This is a genomic window from Pseudomonas grandcourensis, assembly GCF_039909015.1.
Taxonomy (GTDB): domain Bacteria; phylum Pseudomonadota; class Gammaproteobacteria; order Pseudomonadales; family Pseudomonadaceae; genus Aquipseudomonas; species Aquipseudomonas grandcourensis.
This window is the reverse complement of record NZ_CP150919.1, coordinates 1476095-1492912: the sequence shown is the minus strand read 5'-3', so window position 1 is coordinate 1492912 and position 16818 is coordinate 1476095. Positions and strand designations below refer to the sequence as shown.

Annotated in this window: 21 protein-coding genes; 7 read left to right on the top strand and 14 right to left on the bottom strand. The window is 61.0% G+C overall.

The genetic code is table 11. The annotated features are described in order from the left end of the window. Window positions 1-75 precede the first annotated feature (75 nt). Both AABM52_RS06580 and AABM52_RS06575 read right to left on the bottom strand, forming a co-directional pair. Window positions 76-438 carry a hypothetical protein gene (locus AABM52_RS06580; protein WP_347910994.1) on the bottom strand — a complete coding sequence of 121 codons (363 nt, stop codon included), beginning with the start codon at window positions 436-438 and terminating at the stop codon, window positions 76-78. A 2-nt stretch (window positions 439-440) separates the two neighbouring features. Then, window positions 441-719 (bottom strand): ogr/Delta-like zinc finger family protein, encoded by a 279-nt coding sequence (locus tag AABM52_RS06575; protein WP_090453593.1) that lies wholly within the window; start codon window positions 717-719, stop codon window positions 441-443. 300 nt (window positions 720-1019) lie between these two features. On the opposite strand from AABM52_RS06575, the gene AABM52_RS06570 reads away from it, so the two are divergent. Further along, window positions 1020-1448, top strand: coding sequence for a helix-turn-helix domain-containing protein (locus AABM52_RS06570; RefSeq protein WP_347910993.1), 429 nt, complete (start codon window positions 1020-1022; stop codon window positions 1446-1448). A gap of 16 nt (window positions 1449-1464) precedes the next feature. Here AABM52_RS06570 and AABM52_RS06565 read toward each other — a convergent pair whose 3' ends face one another. The 6 genes from AABM52_RS06565 to AABM52_RS06540 form a co-directional block, all read right to left on the bottom strand. After that, window positions 1465-1746: a phage holin family protein gene (locus tag AABM52_RS06565; RefSeq protein ID WP_347910992.1), complete on the bottom strand. Its 282-nt coding sequence runs from the start codon at window positions 1744-1746 to the stop codon at window positions 1465-1467. Further along, a complete protein-coding gene (locus AABM52_RS06560) occupies window positions 1743-2102 on the bottom strand; it encodes a putative holin (RefSeq protein WP_347910991.1) in 360 nt (119 codons plus the stop codon). The genes AABM52_RS06565 and AABM52_RS06560 overlap by 4 nt, the downstream gene beginning before the upstream one ends. Further along, on the bottom strand, window positions 2089-2391 hold the full coding sequence (locus AABM52_RS06555) for a helix-turn-helix domain-containing protein (RefSeq protein WP_347910990.1): 303 nt from the start codon (window positions 2389-2391) through the stop codon (window positions 2089-2091). Before AABM52_RS06555 ends, AABM52_RS06560 begins: the two co-directional genes overlap by 14 nt. 131 nt (window positions 2392-2522) lie before the next feature. Then, window positions 2523-3140 carry a TPM domain-containing protein gene (locus AABM52_RS06550; protein WP_150727578.1) on the bottom strand — a complete coding sequence of 206 codons (618 nt, stop codon included), beginning with the start codon at window positions 3138-3140 and terminating at the stop codon, window positions 2523-2525. A gap of 28 nt (window positions 3141-3168) precedes the next feature. Beyond that, entirely contained in the window at window positions 3169-3924 is a 756-nt protein-coding gene (locus AABM52_RS06545) for a TPM domain-containing protein (protein ID WP_347910989.1), read from the bottom strand. Window positions 3925-3961: 37 nt separating this feature from the next. Beyond that, window positions 3962-4567 (bottom strand): LemA family protein, encoded by a 606-nt coding sequence (locus tag AABM52_RS06540; protein ID WP_347910988.1) that lies wholly within the window; start codon window positions 4565-4567, stop codon window positions 3962-3964. A gap of 263 nt (window positions 4568-4830) precedes the next feature. Here AABM52_RS06540 and bglX point away from each other — a divergent pair, with 263 nt between their 5' ends. Beyond that, window positions 4831-7122, top strand: coding sequence for a beta-glucosidase BglX (gene bglX / locus AABM52_RS06535; RefSeq protein ID WP_347910987.1), 2292 nt, complete (start codon window positions 4831-4833; stop codon window positions 7120-7122). Window positions 7123-7263: 141 nt separating this feature from the next. Here the strand turns inward: bglX and AABM52_RS06530 are convergent, their stop codons facing one another. The 5 genes from AABM52_RS06530 to AABM52_RS06510 all read right to left on the bottom strand — a co-directional run bounded on the left by AABM52_RS06530 (window position 7264) and on the right by AABM52_RS06510 (window position 11610). After that, complete coding sequence (locus AABM52_RS06530) at window positions 7264-8421, bottom strand: phosphatidylserine/phosphatidylglycerophosphate/cardiolipin synthase family protein (RefSeq protein ID WP_347910986.1); 1158 nt, start codon at window positions 8419-8421, stop codon at window positions 7264-7266. A gap of 1 nt (window position 8422) precedes the next feature. After that, window positions 8423-9013 (bottom strand): YceI family protein, encoded by a 591-nt coding sequence (locus tag AABM52_RS06525; protein ID WP_347910984.1) that lies wholly within the window; start codon window positions 9011-9013, stop codon window positions 8423-8425. 129 nt (window positions 9014-9142) lie between these two features. Then, window positions 9143-9466, bottom strand: coding sequence for an amidase (locus tag AABM52_RS06520; protein WP_347910982.1), 324 nt, complete (start codon window positions 9464-9466; stop codon window positions 9143-9145). After that, window positions 9463-10557 (bottom strand): serine hydrolase, encoded by a 1095-nt coding sequence (locus AABM52_RS06515; protein WP_347910981.1) that lies wholly within the window; start codon window positions 10555-10557, stop codon window positions 9463-9465. The genes AABM52_RS06520 and AABM52_RS06515 overlap by 4 nt, the downstream gene beginning before the upstream one ends. Window positions 10558-10722: 165 nt before the next feature. Beyond that, window positions 10723-11610 carry an acyl-CoA dehydrogenase family protein gene (locus tag AABM52_RS06510; protein ID WP_347910980.1) on the bottom strand — a complete coding sequence of 296 codons (888 nt, stop codon included), beginning with the start codon at window positions 11608-11610 and terminating at the stop codon, window positions 10723-10725. 155 nt (window positions 11611-11765) lie between these two features. Here AABM52_RS06510 and olsB point away from each other — a divergent pair, with 155 nt between their 5' ends. Both olsB and AABM52_RS06500 read left to right on the top strand, forming a co-directional pair. Then, on the top strand, window positions 11766-12521 hold the full coding sequence (gene olsB / locus AABM52_RS06505) for an L-ornithine N(alpha)-acyltransferase (protein ID WP_007996073.1): 756 nt from the start codon (window positions 11766-11768) through the stop codon (window positions 12519-12521). Next, the gene (locus tag AABM52_RS06500; RefSeq protein WP_347910979.1) at window positions 12521-13312 is read left to right on the top strand and encodes a lysophospholipid acyltransferase family protein; all 792 of its coding nucleotides are present in this window, start codon (window positions 12521-12523) and stop codon (window positions 13310-13312) included. The genes olsB and AABM52_RS06500 overlap by 1 nt, the downstream gene beginning before the upstream one ends. A gap of 107 nt (window positions 13313-13419) precedes the next feature. Here the strand turns inward: AABM52_RS06500 and AABM52_RS06495 are convergent, their stop codons facing one another. After that, window positions 13420-13998 (bottom strand): ACP phosphodiesterase, encoded by a 579-nt coding sequence (locus AABM52_RS06495; RefSeq protein WP_347910978.1) that lies wholly within the window; start codon window positions 13996-13998, stop codon window positions 13420-13422. 170 nt (window positions 13999-14168) lie between these two features. On the opposite strand from AABM52_RS06495, the gene AABM52_RS06490 reads away from it, so the two are divergent. Genes AABM52_RS06490 through AABM52_RS06480 form a run of 3 tightly spaced genes read left to right on the top strand, consistent with a single transcriptional unit; the run spans window position 14169 to window position 16753 of the window. After that, window positions 14169-14471, top strand: coding sequence for a helix-turn-helix transcriptional regulator (locus tag AABM52_RS06490; protein WP_007983055.1), 303 nt, complete (start codon window positions 14169-14171; stop codon window positions 14469-14471). A 35-nt stretch (window positions 14472-14506) separates the two neighbouring features. Further along, window positions 14507-15673 carry an MFS transporter gene (locus AABM52_RS06485; RefSeq protein WP_347910977.1) on the top strand — a complete coding sequence of 389 codons (1167 nt, stop codon included), beginning with the start codon at window positions 14507-14509 and terminating at the stop codon, window positions 15671-15673. Between the two features lie 30 nt (window positions 15674-15703). Beyond that, window positions 15704-16753, top strand: coding sequence for an alkene reductase (locus AABM52_RS06480; RefSeq protein ID WP_347910976.1), 1050 nt, complete (start codon window positions 15704-15706; stop codon window positions 16751-16753). Window positions 16754-16818 lie beyond the last annotated feature (65 nt).

Here is a 16818-nt window from a genome sequence, read left to right as displayed (position 1 = left end):
GGGTTTTGGGCACGGGGTAATTTTGCGCCAGGTCCCGTTCCCGCCGATCGGGACCTGAATCCATCCGTCGCTACCTCATGGCTCCACCAGTCGAAGCTTGCGATTGGTCGGCGAGTTGATGACGAACTTGACGATCAACCCTACCGGCACCGCCCACGTCAGACCGTTGGCCGGATCAGTGACCACGGCGACAGTTTCGGAACTTGCAGCCAGATCCAGACGTCGGCGATCGTTGCTGGACTTGAGTAATCCATAGGCGTGGCTGACCAGCCGCTCCGCCTGGTGCATCGGCATATCCAGACTCTGCAAATGCCTCACCGCACGGCAGAACAGCACTTGATCATCAATCACACCCTCGCCTTCATGACGGGCCAGAAACGCCTGCGCTATGGTCAACAACTCCTCATTCAAATGGGTCTGTTCATCAACCTCGTTCATGCTCAAGACTCCTGTTGCGCTTGCGCCGCCGGAGCACTCTCAGCGACAGGCCGCGCGGCGCGACGCAAGTCTGGTCCGGCGCACGGCAAGTGCACGGCCGGATTTGGCATGCCACTGGGGGAAAGCTCATGGGTCATTTCGAACTCGGCCCGCACAGACCAGCCACAGGCCTCCGACGTACATTGCAGGTACGCCACCCGCAGGAAAATATGCCGTCCTTCACTGGTACGTATGCGCATCCTGCTCAAGCAGTGCGGGCACACCATCTTGTAAGTACTCATACCTGCTTCCCTTGGGCCATCCGGTGGTAATCGAATTGATCAAACGCAATACTGTTTGAAACACAATTCGTAAAAAACCGGCGCTGCAAATAACGTCCGCCAGACAAAAGGAAGTGCAACGGGTGGACACGTAATAGATACGAGCCAAGCTCGTAGGAAATCACCCTGATACCATTAGGAAGTTTCGACATCGTATTCTTCTGATTCATAGTTAATGATTGATTACTTACAAGAAAAAAAGTACTCATTACGCATACGTTAAGCACTCAAAAAGCATATGTCAAAAGGAAGAGGCTCAAATTGCGTAGCAAAAAATCACAAGCTGTTTTGGCCCGCCTGAAGCAAATTACAGGCACAAAAACTGACGCATCCCTGTCTTCTGCGCTTCAGATCAGCCCGCAGACACTCAGTAGCTGGAAAGGCCGCGACAGCACGCCATACTCATTATGCGTAGATATTGCACAAACACACGGCATATCCCTTGACTGGTTGCTGCTGGGCGAGGGGCCGATGCTGCGACAAACGCAAGTCAACACCCCTGCAAATGCTGCGCAAACTGCAACAACGCAGGAAAGCACCATCCTTTCGCTGTGGCGATTGCTTGATGAGGATGACCGCTGCGCAATACAAAGCGCATTGGAGGAAAAGCGACGCCTGCGGGATCTGGAAACACAACTTTCGGAAATGGCCGCTATCCTGGCAACACTTGGACACTCGAACAAAACCTGACTTGAAATCCAAAGTTTCAATGCTTGAAGGCATGCCACAAAACAATAATGTTGCCACTACTGCGAACAATCATTACGCATGAAAAAACACTCACCACTGCATGCCATGGGCTCACTGGCAGGAATGTCAGCAATACATCGACGCCGGCAACGTAAAACACCACGCCACACAAACTGATCAATATCCTGTCGCGCCAGCTGTAACGTTGCTCGTCGCGCTGGTAACACGCCAGCCTGAACGCACTGATCAGGTGAGCCACCCCCGTCACCCACACCAGAGCCTCCATCTCAAAGGTCATTGCCCTCGCCCTCTGAGATGACGAAGGATGTCACCGAGCCCGGCGCCATCGATCCACTGCATGAGCTTGATACTGATGGGAATAACCAGCAACGCGCACAGAAAGGCCGTCACACCGGCTGTCAGGAAAGGCGCCAGAGGCTGGGCGACGGGGGTGAACAGGTAACCGACACCTGCTGACAACAGCCAGGAACCGATGCGCTGCCAGGCCTTGAAGTTGGCGCGAGTGGTCGTGACCAGCCACGCGCCGAGCGTCGCGCCGAACAGGGCTTCTCCATCGATAACCGGCAACGTCGCAATACCCAACCCCACCATGAGCCCGCTGATACTGTTGTAGGTCGAATCAGTCAGGCTCATGGATATCTCGCGACTGCGATGGATCAACAGTGATGGCTCCCGACTTCAGCGCCTTGAACACCGCAGCGTTGCGAGATCTGACGGCGAACTTGCGGCGGATATTGGAGAAGTGGAAGTTGATGGTGGATTCCGAGCAACTCTGAATCCTCGCGATCTCCCAGGACGTTTTGCCTTTGAGGCACCACTCCAGGGCTTGTGTCTCTTTCGCTGTCAGTTGCACCGGCGGAGTAAACATTGCGTTACCGGGTGCATCCTCCACCGAGGTATCCAGCGATTGTTGCGTTTTCATAAGAACTCCCTCTACACAGAACGCCCATTGCAGGGCGTGCACCATGAGAGAGATGTTGAAGACAAGCTCCGCGGCGGACAACGTTCCGGAACTGTGTCGCGGCGCATTACAAAAGCAGATGAAGCCCTGGCTTAACCCAGCACCACCAGACGATTCGGCAGTTCGTTGCGCACATGGGTCACTGGCACATGCACCTTGAGCAACTCTCCACAGGCCTCGACACAACTGACAAAGCCCTGCAGCGTCTGCCCCTGTTTAACCTGCTGGGTGAACGTCGCGACGATCGCGTCCCAGTTTTTGTTGTCCAGGCGACTGGAAATCCCCTCATCCACCAGGATCTCCACGTAACGCTCAGCCTCGGAAACGAAAATCAGCACGCCGGTGCTGCCCTCGGTGTGGTGCAGGTTCTGCTCCAGGAACTGCCGGCGCGCCAGGTTCGAGGCGCGCCAGTGGCGCACCGAACGCGGGATCAGATGGGTGGTGACTTTCGGCAGGCGGAACACCAGGCACAGCACGATGAAGATGGCCCATTGCACCAGCAGCAGGCTGTGCAGGGTCAGCCAACCGGTGAAGTAATGCACGATGCCCGGCACCAGTAGCGCCAGCAGGCTGGCCCACAGCAACGGGATGTACGCGTAGTCGTCGGCGCGGGCCGCGAGCACGGTCACCAGTTCTGCGTCGGTCTCGCGCTCGACCCGGGCAATGGCCTCGGCCACCTTGCGTTGCTCGTGTTCAGTCAGTAATGCCATGTCGTGAAGTGCCTGCTCATTTTTATTATCACCAGCCGCCGGACGAACCGCCCCCGCCGAAACTGCCCCCGCCGCCGCTGAAGCCTCCCCCTCCACCGCCGCCGCCAAATCCACCACCGCCAAAGCCGCCCCCGGATCCACCGGAGCCGCCCCGGCCGGCGGGAAGGATACCGAGCATCTGGCACACAAAAACAGTCAGGATGAGCAACATCACCAAAAACACGAACAAACCGGGATGCCGCGCGATGAAATCGTCCCCCGGATCACCTCTGGATTCATAGGCCGTGGAGGGTTCGTCCAGAGGGTTGCCACCCAGCACCACCAGCATCGCCGCCACGCCGTCACTGATACCCTTACTGAAGTTGCCGGTCTTGAATGCCGGGGTGATGACCTGGTTGATGATGACCGAACTCTGGGCATCGGTCAGGCGATCCTCCAGACCGTAACCGACTTCGATGCGCAACCGACGCTCGTCCCGGGCGATGATCAGCAAGGCGCCGTTGTTCTTGTCCTTCTGCCCGATGCCCCAGTGGCGGCCGAGTTGGTAACCGAAGTCGGCGATGTCGGTGCCTTGCAGATCCGGCAAAGTCACTACCACAAGCTGCTCGCCGGTGGCTTGTTCATGGGCCTGAAGTTGTTGGGTGAGCTGCTGGCGCACCGATGGCTCGATCATCTGCGCATCGTCGACCACCCGCCCGGTCAGCGCCGGGAAGCTCAGCTCGGCCCGGGCAGCGATCGTCACTACCCACAACAACAGCAACAGGCCTGTTTTCAGGACGCGCATGGGCAACCTCTTGCGTGGTGACGCCGATGACCGCTGTTCAGAATTTGACCTCGGGGGCCTTTTCAGAACCCGGTGTGGCTTCGAAGGTCTCGCGCATCGGCAGGTCGCTGTACATCACGGTGTGCCACAGGCGACCGGGGAACGTGCGGATCTCGGTGTTGTACTTCTGCACCGCGAGGATGAAATCGCGCCGGGCCACGCTGATGCGGTTCTCGGTGCCTTCAAGCTGCGATTGCAAGGCGAGGAAGTTCTGGTTGGCCTTGAGGTCCGGATAACGCTCGGAGACCACCATCAAACGGCTCAAGGCACCGCTGAGCTGGTCCTGGGCCTGTTGGTACTGCTTGAGCTTTTCCGGATTGTCGAGGGTCGAGGCATCCACCTGGATCGACGTGGCCTTGGCCCGGGCCTCGATGACCGCCGTCAGCGTCTCTTCTTCATGTTTGGCATAGCCCTTGACGGTTTCCACCAGGTTGGGAATCAGGTCGGCGCGGCGCTGATACTGGTTCTGCACCTGGCCCCAGGCGGCCTTGGCCTGTTCATCGAGGGTGGGGATGTTGTTGATACCGCAGGCGGTCAGCAACGTGGCCAGCATCAGCAGCGTGGCGACCTGCAAACGCGAACGGTAGGTTGGACTTACATTCATCAGGATGATGCTCCCTTGTGCATTTCATGAAAAAACCGACCGTGAAACCTTCTGGACCGGCTCTTGGGGCATAATCGCCCGCGCCTCTGGATTGCAGCGGGCCGATGGGCTAAAAAGAGGCCCTGCGCGAAAACGCATCCGCCATCTGGCTGTGTTTTTTTGGCTCTGGTCTTTTGAGCCGGCACCCGAACAACAATAGACGTTCCCTAAATTTTGGCTGGCCGGCGTGTACATCGCCGTTTGGGCCCTTGAGAAAACTATTCATGAAGAAGCTGTGTTTGCTGGGCCTGTTCGTCAGCCTGGCCAGTCATAACGTATTGGCCGCCACGACACCCGCACCCCTGGAGAACAAGGAAGCCTTCGTCAGCAACCTGATGAAGCAAATGACCCTCGATGAAAAAATCGGCCAGCTGCGCCTGATCAGCATCGGCCCGGAAATGCCCCGCGAAATGATCCGCAAGGAAATCGCGGCCGGCAACATCGGCGGTACGTTCAACTCGATCACCCGCCCGGAAAACCGCCCGATGCAGGACGCGGCGATGCGCAGCCGCCTGAAGATCCCGATGTTCTTCGCCTACGACGTGATCCACGGCCACCGCACCATTTTCCCGATCCCGCTGGCCCTGGCCTCGAGCTGGGACATGGACGCCATCGGCCTGTCCGGGCGCATCGCCGCCAAGGAAGCCGCGGCTGACGGACTCGACATCACCTTCGCGCCGATGGTCGACATCTCCCGCGATCCGCGCTGGGGCCGTACATCCGAAGGCTTCGGCGAAGACACCTACCTGGTGTCGCGCATTGCCGGCGTGATGGTCAAGGCGTTCCAGGGCACAGGCGCCAACGCCGCCGACAGCATCATGGCCAGCGTCAAGCACTTCGCCCTGTACGGCGCGGTCGAAGGTGGCCGCGACTACAACGTGGTCGACATGAGCCCGATCAAGATGTACCAGGACTATCTGCCACCGTACCGCGCCGCCATCGATGCCGGCGCTGGCGGGGTCATGGTCGCGCTGAACTCGATCAACGGCGTGCCGGCCACGGCCAACACCTGGCTGATGAACGACCTGCTGCGCAAGGAGTGGGGCTTCAAGGGGCTGGCGGTCAGCGACCACGGGGCGATTTTCGAGCTGATCAAGCACGGCGTCGCCGCCGACGGTCGCGAAGCGGCGAAGCTGGCGATCAAGGCCGGCATCCACATGAGCATGAACGACACCCTGTACGGCAAAGAGCTGCCAGGGCTGCTGAAGGCCGGCGAGATCCAGCAGAGCGACATCGACAACGCCGTGCGTGCGGTACTGGGCGCCAAGTACGACATGGGCCTGTTCAAGGACCCGTACCTGCGCATCGGCAAGGCCGAGGATGACCCGGTCGACACCTACGCCGACAGCCGCCTGCACCGCGCCGAGGCCCGTGATGTGGCACGCCGCAGCCAGGTGCTGCTGAAAAACCAGAATGACACCCTGCCACTGAAGAAGACCGCGAAAATCGCCCTGGTCGGTCCGCTGGCCAAGGCGCCAATCGACATGATGGGCAGCTGGGCCGCCGCCGGTAAGCCGGCGCAATCGGTGACCCTGTTCGACGGTATGACCAACGCCCTGGGCGACAAATCGACACTGATCTACGCCCGTGGCGCCAACATCACCAGCGACCCGAAAATCCTCGGTTACCTGAACTTCCTCAACTTCGACGCCCCGGAAGTAGTGGATGATCCGCGCCCGGCAAACGTGCTGATCGACGAAGCGGTGAAAGCGGCCAAGGATGCTGATGTGGTCGTTGCCGCCGTCGGCGAGTCCCGTGGCATGTCCCACGAATCGTCGAGCCGCACCGACCTGAACATCTCGGAAAACCAGCGCGAGCTGATCCGTGCCCTGAAAGCCACGGGCAAACCGCTGGTACTGGTATTGATGAATGGTCGTCCGCTGTCGATTCTCGAAGAGAAAGAGCAGGCCGACGCGATCCTGGAAACCTGGTTCACCGGCACCGAGGGCGGCAACGCGATCGCCGATGTGCTGTTCGGCGACTACAACCCGTCGGGCAAACTGCCGATCAGCATCCCGCGTTCGGTCGGCCAGATTCCGACCTACTACAACCACTTGACCATTGGCCGGCCGTTCACCCCGGGCAAGCCGGGCAACTACACCTCGCAGTACTTCGATGACACCACAGGTCCCCTGTACCCGTTCGGTTACGGCCTGAGCTACACCGAATTCAGCCTGAGCGACATGGCGCTGTCGTCGACCACGCTGAACAAGACCGGCAAGCTCGACGCCAGCGTCACGGTGAAAAACACCGGTAAACGCGACGGCGAAACCGTGGTGCAGTTGTACATCCAGGACGTGGCAGGCTCGATGATCCGCCCGATCAAGGAACTGAAGAACTTCCAGAAAGTAATGGTCAAGGCCGGCGAACAGAAAGTCGTGCACTTCACCATCACCGAGGACGACCTGAAGTTCTACAACACCCAGCTCAAGTACGCGGCGGAACCGGGCAAGTTCAACGTGCAGATCGGCCTGGATTCAGAGGGCGTGACGCAGCAGAGTTTTGAGTTGCTGTAATTAATCAAACACCGCAATAACCCTGTGGGAGCGAGCTTGCTCGCGATGAGGCCATAACATTCAACATCTCTGTTGGCTGTCAGGCCGCCATCGCGAGCAAGCTCGCTCCCACAGTGGTTTTCAGTGTTCAGAAAATCGGGTTCAACCCCTTCGATCCAGCAGATTCACCACCACCCGATCCACCCATCCCCACACCCGCTGCTTGACCCGCCGCCACAGTGGCCGGCGTTGCCATTCCTCCAGGCTGACTTGCTCGCTCAACCCGAAGTCCCGTTCGAAACTCGCCGCCACCGAGCGGGTCAATCCGGGGTCCAGGGCTTCCAGGTTGGCTTCCAGGTTGAAGCGCAGGTTCCAGTGATCGAAATTGCACGAGCCGATGCTCACCCAGTCATCGATCAAGACCATTTTCAAGTGCAGGAAGCACGGCTGGTATTCGTAAATCTTCACCCCGGCCTTGAGCAGTCGCGGATAGTAGCGATGGCCGGCATAGCGTACGGATGGATGATCGGTACGGGGCCCGGTCAACAGCAACCGCACATCGACGCCCCGGGCAGCCGCCCGACGCAGGGAGCGGCGGACTTTCCAGGTCGGCAGAAAGTACGGCGTGGCCAGCCAGATCCGTCGCTGACCGCTGTTCAGGGCGCGCACCAGCGATTGCAGAATGTCCCGGTGTTGACGGGCGTCGGCATAGGCCACCCGGCCCATGCCCTCGCCTATGGACGGCACCCGTGGCAGGCGCGGCAGACCGAAATGCGAGGCCGGTCGCCAGGCACGCCGATGGCGGTTGGCGATCCATTGCCGGTCGAACAGCAGTTGCCAGTCGAGCACCAGCGGCCCGGTGATTTCCACCATCACTTCGTGCCATTCGCTGACGTCTTCGCCCGGTGTCCAGAACTCGTCGGTGACTCCGGTGCCGCCGACCACAGCCAGGCTCTGGTCCACCAGTAACAGCTTGCGATGATCGCGGTAGAAGTTGCCGACCCAGCGCCGCCAGCTCAGCCGGTTGTAGAAACGCAGTTCCACCCCGGCAGCCATCAGCCGCTGACGCAAGGTCAGGGTGAAGGCGAGGCTGCCGTAATCATCGAACAGGCAGCGCACCCGCACCCCACGCTCGGCGGCCTGCACCAAGGCCTGGACCATGGCTTCGGCGCAGGCGCCCGCCTCCACCAGATACAGCTCCAGTTCGACCTGTTCTTCAGCCCGGGCAATCGCCACCAGCATGCGCGGGAAAAACTGCGGACCGTCGATCAGCAGTTCGAAATGGTTGCCTTCACGCCAGGGAAAGATCGCTCCGGCCATGTCAGCGCGCCGTGAAAATCAGCACCGCACTCACCGGCACTGAAAGACTGATCGCCGACAGACCGGCCATTTTGCGCAACGCCTCCAACCCTGGAGCCAAATCGAAATCCTCGGCGTTGATCACCAGCGGTTCGAGGCTCACCACCTGAAAGCGCCGGTCATCGAGACGGGTCGCCAGCAGCTCGGCCTGGTACTGATGTTGTTTGCCGTGCAGGTCGACCGTCAGCGGCAGGCGCAACTCCAGCTGTGCGCCGGGAGCGAGGTCGTTGATCGGGCGCAGATCGATTTTCGTGGTGATCAAGGCGTCGGGAAACCGGTCGATCTGGAACAGCTCCTTGCGCATGCGTTCATCGCGCAACGGGATGCCGCTGTTGATCGACTCCAGTTCGACTTCGACCTGCGCAAGCCCCTCGGGGTCGACCTTGCCGTGCAGCACCAGGAAGCGCTGCACTTCGGAAACATTGGCATTCTTGGTGCTGACAAACGACAGGCGCGAAGATTCGCCATCGAGGTACCAGTCGGCGCGGGCCGACAATGCGGCGCCGGCCAGCAGCAGGAAAGTGAGGGTTTGGACGGTGGAGCGCTTGAACATAGAGACTCGTGGGGCAGATAAACCTGTGCTGAACCTTAACCGGCCTTCAGCGCATTGCAAGCCGTCTATTACCCCAAACCTGCCTTAGTGGCGAGGGAGCCCTCGCACGGCCTCACAATTTCATCGCAGTCAGGGCTGCAAGCGACAGCCCTGGCGCTCGCCGATCCACACCGCGCTGTTGCTGCGGCCCATGCCGCTGACCGTGACACGCTTGCCGGCCGGGTCATCGACAAAGCCGCTGGCGGGCAGCCACTGTTTCACATAGCTATGGCAGTACTCGGCGTCGTTGTTCATCACGTAGCGGCACGAACAGTATTCCTTGGCGGTGTAGGCGCTGATGATGTCAGGAAACGCCCACAGCGCCACCCGCTCGTGCCAGATCCAGCCGAGCAAGGCGATCAGCAGGATCAGCAACAGGGAACTGACCGGTCGACGGCGAATGAAACCGCTCATGGCTGCACCTTCCCGGCAAAGGCCTTGAGCGCGAGCTGGAGCAATTGGTTGTGCCGGTAACTGCCGTCGCGGTCATCGCCGTAGCGGACGATCACCAGTTGTTCACTTGGGATCACGTACATTGCCTGGCCCCAATGACCCAGTGCGGCGAAGGTATCGGCGGGGGCATCGGGCCAGGGTCGTGATGCCCCCTCAACGGCTCGATTGAGCCACCACTGGCCACCGGGGACGGCATCGTCTTGATCGGCATGATAGTGAGCAAACGGCTCGCGGTTGAACGCCACCCAGTCCCTGGGCAACAGTTGTTTGTCTGCCCAGCGCCCCTCGCGGGCCATCAACAGACCGACCCGGGCCAGGTCCCTTGCAGTGAGGTAGGCATAGGACGATGCAACAAAAGTGCCCGTGGCATCGGTTTCCCACACGGCATGGCGAATGCCCAGCGGCTCGAACAGCGCAGTCCACGGATAGTCGGGATAACGACTGGGACCAACGATGGTTTTCAGCGCGGCGGACAACAGGTTGCTGTCACCGCTGGAGTAGCGAAACGCCTGGCCGGGCGCTGCGTACTCCGCATGGGCCGCGGTGAACGCGGCCATGTCGTGATGACCACGGGTGTAGAGCATGGCCACCACCGATGACTTGAGCGGTGCGTATTCGTAGTCTTCCTGCCAGTCCAGGCCCGAGGCCCAGTGCAGCAGGTCGGCCATGGTCATGTCGGGGTATTTTTGCAGGGGCGGATAAAACTTCGCCACAGGGTCGCCAAGTTTGAACAAGCCTTCGCCGTAGGCGACGCCGAGGACCGTGGCCATCAGGCTCTTGCTGATCGACCAGGTCAGGTGCGGCGTCTCGGCCGTCGTCGGGCCGGCGTAGCGTTCGTAGATCAATTGGCCGTCGCGAATCACCAGCAAGGCATCGGTGCGAATGCCCTGGCGAGTGGTCTCATCGCGGGATGGGAAGGCATAGGCCTCCAGGGCTTGAAGTGCCGGCCCCGTCGGCGTCGGGGCGGTCGGCCATTGCTCGGCGGGCCAGTTTTCGGCCTGGACCGTGAGGCTGAGCAATAGCAGGAAAATCAGGGACAAGCCTTTGGGCATGGCGAGGGCTCGGAGATTGAACCTGCTGAGCCTAGTCGAGGTTGATGACAATTCAGAAGTTCATGTTGCCAATCAGGCCGCCATCGCGAGCAAGCTCGCTCCTACAAAGGATCTTTGGTGTGAGCGAAATCCCTGTGGGAGCGAGCTTGCTCGCGATGAGGCCAGTCAAGGCAGTGAAGATTCCGCCAGTGCCTTCACCAACCGCTTGCCCCGCGCCCCGGCCGCCAAATCCATCACCGCCTGATCCCGCTGCCACATCGCCGCCCACTCCGACGGCCCCTCGGCCAGCGCCTCATTCACCTCAGCCTTGAACCCTTCGAACTGCGCAAACAACCCGCCAAGCAACACATGCCCGGCCGGATGGGTCGGTGGCTGGCGGCTGGTTTCCGCGCACCCCGCCAGCAACCCCAGCAACCGCAATTGCAAGCCTTGCGGCCAATCGCATTCCTGGCCGATGCCGTACAACCACGCCGTCATGGCACTCAGTACATAGATGTCTTCCAGGGTGCGGAACGGTTTGACGTACGCGTCCCAACCATCCCCCGCAAGCAACTCGCACAGCGCGTTATCCAGAAACAAGCGGCCATGGCTGATGTCCGGCATCAACGGGATCGGCGCCAGTTTTTCCACCCGCACACCCGGCTCATCGCGATAGATCACCGCCAGGCTCAAGCGTGGATCGGCGCCGGAATCCTCGCTGCGCGCCGCCACCAGTAGCCAGTCGGCGGCATCGCCGGCGGTGACGAAATCCTTGCGTCCGCTCAGGCGCAAACCGCTCAACCGGGTTTGCATGTCGGCCGGGCGCAGGCTGCGCTGTTCGGTGGCGCACAGCGCGCCCAGGCTCAGGGGCGCGCTCGGCCAGAGCATGCGCAAGGCCGCCTGATAGCCCACCAGAAACGCCAACCCCGGCGTCGCCATCAACCGCCCGCCAAGCACCGCCAATTCAAACGGCGTGACCGCTCCCAACTGCTGCAACAAGGTCGCGAAACCTTCGGCCAGATCCGGGTTGGCGGGCAAGCGATCACGACGGTTCAACAGGGTTTGCCAGGGCATAAGAGGCTCCTCGAGGGCTGTCATATAAGCATCACCAAAGCTTAATGGCGATGACACCGGGGCTACATAGCCTGACTTTGCACAACACGGCTAGACAAAGAAAGTCGATTCGCTGTAGCCCAAAGACGGGTGAGCAGCCCGCACGGAGATTCGCCATGACTCAGATCGCCCGCATCAGCGACACCGGCAACGAACGCCGCCTGCAAGCCGAACGCCTGGTGGGCGCCGAGGCATTGCAGGAAGCCCAGGCCTTGCGCTTCAACGTGTTCAGCGGTGAGTTCAACGCCAAGCTCAAAGGCGCGGAACTGGGTCTGGACATGGATGACTACGACGTTCACTGCGCCCACATCGGCGTGCGTGACCTGAACACCGGGCGTCTGGTGGCGACCACCCGTCTGCTCGACCACACGGCGGCCAGCAGCCTGGGCAAATTCTACAGCGAAGAAGAATTCAGCCTCCACGGCCTGGTGCACCTGCAAGGCCCGATCCTGGAAATCGGTCGCACCTGCGTCGACCCGGCCTACCGCAACGGCGGCACCATCGCCGTGCTCTGGGGCGAACTGGCCGAAGTCCTGAACCAGGGCGGCTACAGCTATCTGATGGGTTGCGCGAGCATTCCGATGCAGGATGGCGGCGTGCAGGCCCACGCGATCATGCAACGTCTGCGCGAACGCTACCTGTGCACCGAACATCTGCGCGCCGAGCCGAAAAACCCGCTGCCGAGCCTGGACATCCCGTCGAACGTGATCGCCGAAATGCCACCGCTGCTCAAGGCCTACATGCGCCTGGGCGCGAAGATCTGCGGCGAGCCATGCTGGGACGAAGACTTCCAGGTCGCCGACGTGTTCATCCTGCTCAAGCGCGACGAACTCTGCCCGCGTTACGCCAAACACTTCAAGGCGGCTGTGTAATGAGCCGGTTGCGGGTGTACGCGCGAATCGCGCGAGTGCTGTTGGTGGTAACGCTGGGCCTGGGCATGGCCAGTGTGTTCGGGGTGTTCGAACGCCTGGGCATGGCCCATTCGATGGCGCGTCGTCAGCGCTGGTCGCGGTTTTTCATGGCCCGCCTGAGCAACGCCCTGCCCTTCGACGTGATCGTCCACGGCGAACTGCCGAAGGCACCGATGCTGTGGGTCAGCAACCACGTGTCCTGGACCGACATCCCGCTGCTGGGCATGCTCACGCCGCTGTCGTTCCTGTCCAAGGCCGAAGTGCGCACCTGGCCGGTGGCCGGCTGGTTGGCGGCCAAGGCTGGCAGCCTGTTTATCCGTCGTGGCTCGGGTGACAGCCAGTTGATCCGCAAGCAGATGACCCGTCACCTGGAACAGGCACACCCCCTGCTGATGTTCCCGGAAGGCACCACTACCGATGGCCGTTCGCTGCGTACTTTCCACGGCCGCCTGCTGTCCGCCGCCATCGATTCCGAAGTGGCGATGCAGCCGGTGGCGATTCGTTATGTGCGTGACGGCCAGCCTTGCGCGCTGGCTCCATTTATTGGCGACGATGACTTGCTGTCGCATCTGATGCGGTTGTTTGCCAACGACCGTGGCGGTGTGGAAATTCACCTGCTCAAGCCAATCGCTTGCGAAGGCCGGGAACGCGCGGCGCTGGCGTTCGAGGCGCAGCAGGCGGTGCAGAAGGCGTTGTTCGGAGCCGCTGTCGAACCTCAGCGAGCACCGATGCGCCCCGCAATTGCAGCGTAAAAACACCCCCCTGTAGGAGCGAGCCTGCTCGCGATAGCGGATTAACATTCAACGATGCTGCTGAATGACAGACCGCAATCGCGAGCAGGCTCGCTCCTACAGTGGTTTTATGTTGTTGGATAGTTCCGGGCAAAATCCTGCAACTGCGGATAGAACAACCTGAAGTCCTCGCTCAACGGCTCATACAACCGCCGCAATTCCTGCATCGCCGCCGCCAGTTCTTCCGGCCGGGTCAGGCGCCGCGAGATCCCGCCCAATACCTGATCCAGCACTTCGAATTCCTGATACGACCCCAACCAGTCATTGGCCACCATGTGCGGCGCAATCTTCGCCAGCCGCTCCGGCAGTTGTCGTTCACTGGACAGCACCCGGTAAACGTCCGAGGTGAACAACGCCAGGGGCCGGTCGGCGTACAGCGTCCAGTCACGAGCCAGGCAATGGTCGAAAAACACGTCGAGCACGATCCCCGCATAGCGACGACGGGTCAGGGAGAAACGCGACAGTGCGACGTCCACCAGCGGATGGCGATCGGTGAACACGTCGATGCTGCGGTGCAACTGGATAGCCCCCTCGATTTCCGGAGCGAACTGCCCTTGCAGCCGTCCCTTGACGAAATCGCCATACAGACTGCCGAGCAACTGGCCGGGACGCTGGCCACCGAGGTGAAGATGTGCGAGATAGTTCATGGGCGCAGCTTAGCACTGCCCCCTTGTCTTGTTACACTCACCATATCGTTATAACTCGATATACCGAAATGTGAGCTGGTCAGAGCCAAATCATATTTGTATATCGCGAAATACCGATTTAAAGTTCGCCTCATCGCGATATAGCGTTTTACACATCACGAGCCCACATCATGACCATCAATCTCGACGAAATAATAAAAGCCCTGGCACACCCAGTACGGCGAGAAATCCTGCACTGGCTCAAGGACCCGACCGTCGAATTTCCCGACCAGTCCCATAGCAACGAGCACGGCGTTTGCGCCGGGCAGATCGATCAACGTTGCGGCCTGTCGCAGTCCACGGTGTCCGCACACCTGGCGACCCTGCAACGCGCCGGCCTGATCAGCAGCCGCAAAGTCGGCCAGTGGCATTTTTTCAAACGCAACGAGGAAACCATTCAGGAGTTCCTCAAAACCTTCAGTAAAGAGCTCTGACCCTTAACGTCAGTCGGCCGACAAGGAATTAAACAATGCCCCTCTCGCTACTCATCCTGGCCTTGAGCGCCTTCGCCATCGGCACCACCGAGTTCGTCATCATGGGCCTGCTGCCCAACGTGGCAGCTGACCTCGGTGTGTCGATTCCCGGTGCCGGCTGGCTGGTGACCGGTTACGCCCTGGGCGTGGCCATCGGCGCGCCGTTCATGGCGCTGGCCACCGCCAAACTGCCGCGCAAGGCAGCCCTGGTGGCGTTGATGGGAATTTTCATTGTCGGCAACCTGCTTTGCGCAGTGGCCGGCGACTACAACGTGCTGATGTTCGCCCGTGTGGTCACCGCCCTGTGCCATGGCGCCTTCTTCGGTATCGGTTCAGTGGTCGCCGCCGGCCTGGTGCCTGCGAACAAACGCGCTTCGGCCGTGGCCCTGATGTTCACCGGCCTGACCCTGGCCAACGTCCTCGGCGTACCGCTGGGCACCGCCCTCGGCCAGGAAGCCGGCTGGCGTTCGACCTTCTGGGCCGTAACGGTGATCGGTGTAATCGCACTAATCGGTTTGATCCGCTTCCTGCCGGCCAAGCGTGATGAAGAAAAACTCGACATGCGCGCCGAACTGGCCGCACTCAAGGGCGGCGGCATCTGGCTGTCCCTGAGCATGACCGCGCTGTTCGCCGCCTCGGTGTTCACCCTGTTCACCTACGTCGCGCCGCTGCTCGGCGAAGTCACCGGCGTCTCGCCCCGTGGCGTGACGTGGACCCTGATGCTCATCGGCCTGGGCCTGACGGTCGGCAATATCATCGGCGGTAAGCTGGCCGACAAAGGCATGGCCGCGACGCTGATCGGTGTGTTCATCACCATGGCTGTAGTGTCCACCGTGCTGACCTGGACCAGCGTCGCGCTGATCCCGACCGAAATCACCCTGTTCCTCTGGGCCACCGCGTGCTTCGCCGCCGTACCGGCGCTGCAAGTGAACGTGGTGACCTTCGGCAAGGCCGCACCGAACCTGGTGTCGACCCTGAACATCGGCGCTTTCAACATCGGCAACGCCTTGGGTGCCTGGGTCGGCGGCAGCGTGATCGCCCACGGCTTCGGCCTGACCAGCGTGCCGCTCGCGGCAGCCGTACTGGCGGTACTCGCCCTGCTGGTGACCCTGGTTACTTTCCGTCAGAGCGGCAATCCCGATCTGGCCCCTGCTACCAACTGATCAACCATTACCTCACGAGGGTTGCTTTAAATGACGACTATTTTCGATCCGATCAAACTGGGCGACCTCGAGTTGGCCAACCGCATCATCATGGCGCCGCTGACCCGCTGCCGCGCCGACGAAGGTCGCGTGCCCAACGCGCTGATGGCCGAGTACTACGTGCAACGCGCCTCCGCCGGCCTGATCCTCAGCGAGGCCACTTCGGTCACGCCGATGGGCGTCGGCTACCCGGACACCCCGGGCATCTGGTCCAACGATCAGGTGCGTGGCTGGTCCAACGTGACCAAGGCGATCCATGGCGCGGGCGGCAAAATCCTCCTGCAACTGTGGCACGTGGGTCGCATTTCCCACGGTTTGTACCTGAACGATGAAGCCCCGGTCGCTCCGAGCGCCATCCAGCCAAAGGGCCACGTCAGCCTGGTGCGTCCATTGGCCGACTTCCCGGTGCCGCGCGCCCTGGAAACCGCTGAAATCGCCGACATCGTCGACGCTTACCGCGTCGGTGCCGAGAACGCCAAGGCCGCCGGCTTTGACGGTGTGGAAATCCATGCCGCCAACGGTTACCTGCTCGACCAGTTCCTGCAAAGCAGCACCAACCAGCGCACGGACAACTACGGCGGTTCCCTGGAAAACCGTGCCCGCCTGCTGCTGGAAGTGACTGACGCCGCCATCGAAATCTGGGGTGCCGGCCGTGTAGGTGTGCACTTGTCGCCACGCGCCGATTTGCATGACATGGGCGACGATAACCTAGCCGAGACCTTCACCTACGTCGCTCGCGAACTGGGCAAGCGTGGCATCGCCTTCATCTGCTCGCGGGAGAAAGAAGGCGCCGACAGCCTCGGCCCTCAACTCAAGGAAGCCTTCGGCGGCCCTTACATTGCCAACGAGCGTTTCACCAAGGACAGCGCCAACGCGTTGCTCGCCAGTGGCAAGGCCGATGCAGTCGCCTTCGGCGTACCCTTCATTGCCAACCCGGACCTGCCGGCACGCTTGCAGGCTGACGCGCCGCTGAACGAAGCGCGCCCGGAACTGTTCTACGCCAAGGGCCCGGTCGGCTACATCGACTACCCGACGCTGTAATTGACACCTTCTTGCTTCAAAGGCCTCCGCGCTCTTGCGCCGAGGCCTTTTTTTGTCCGTAAAAA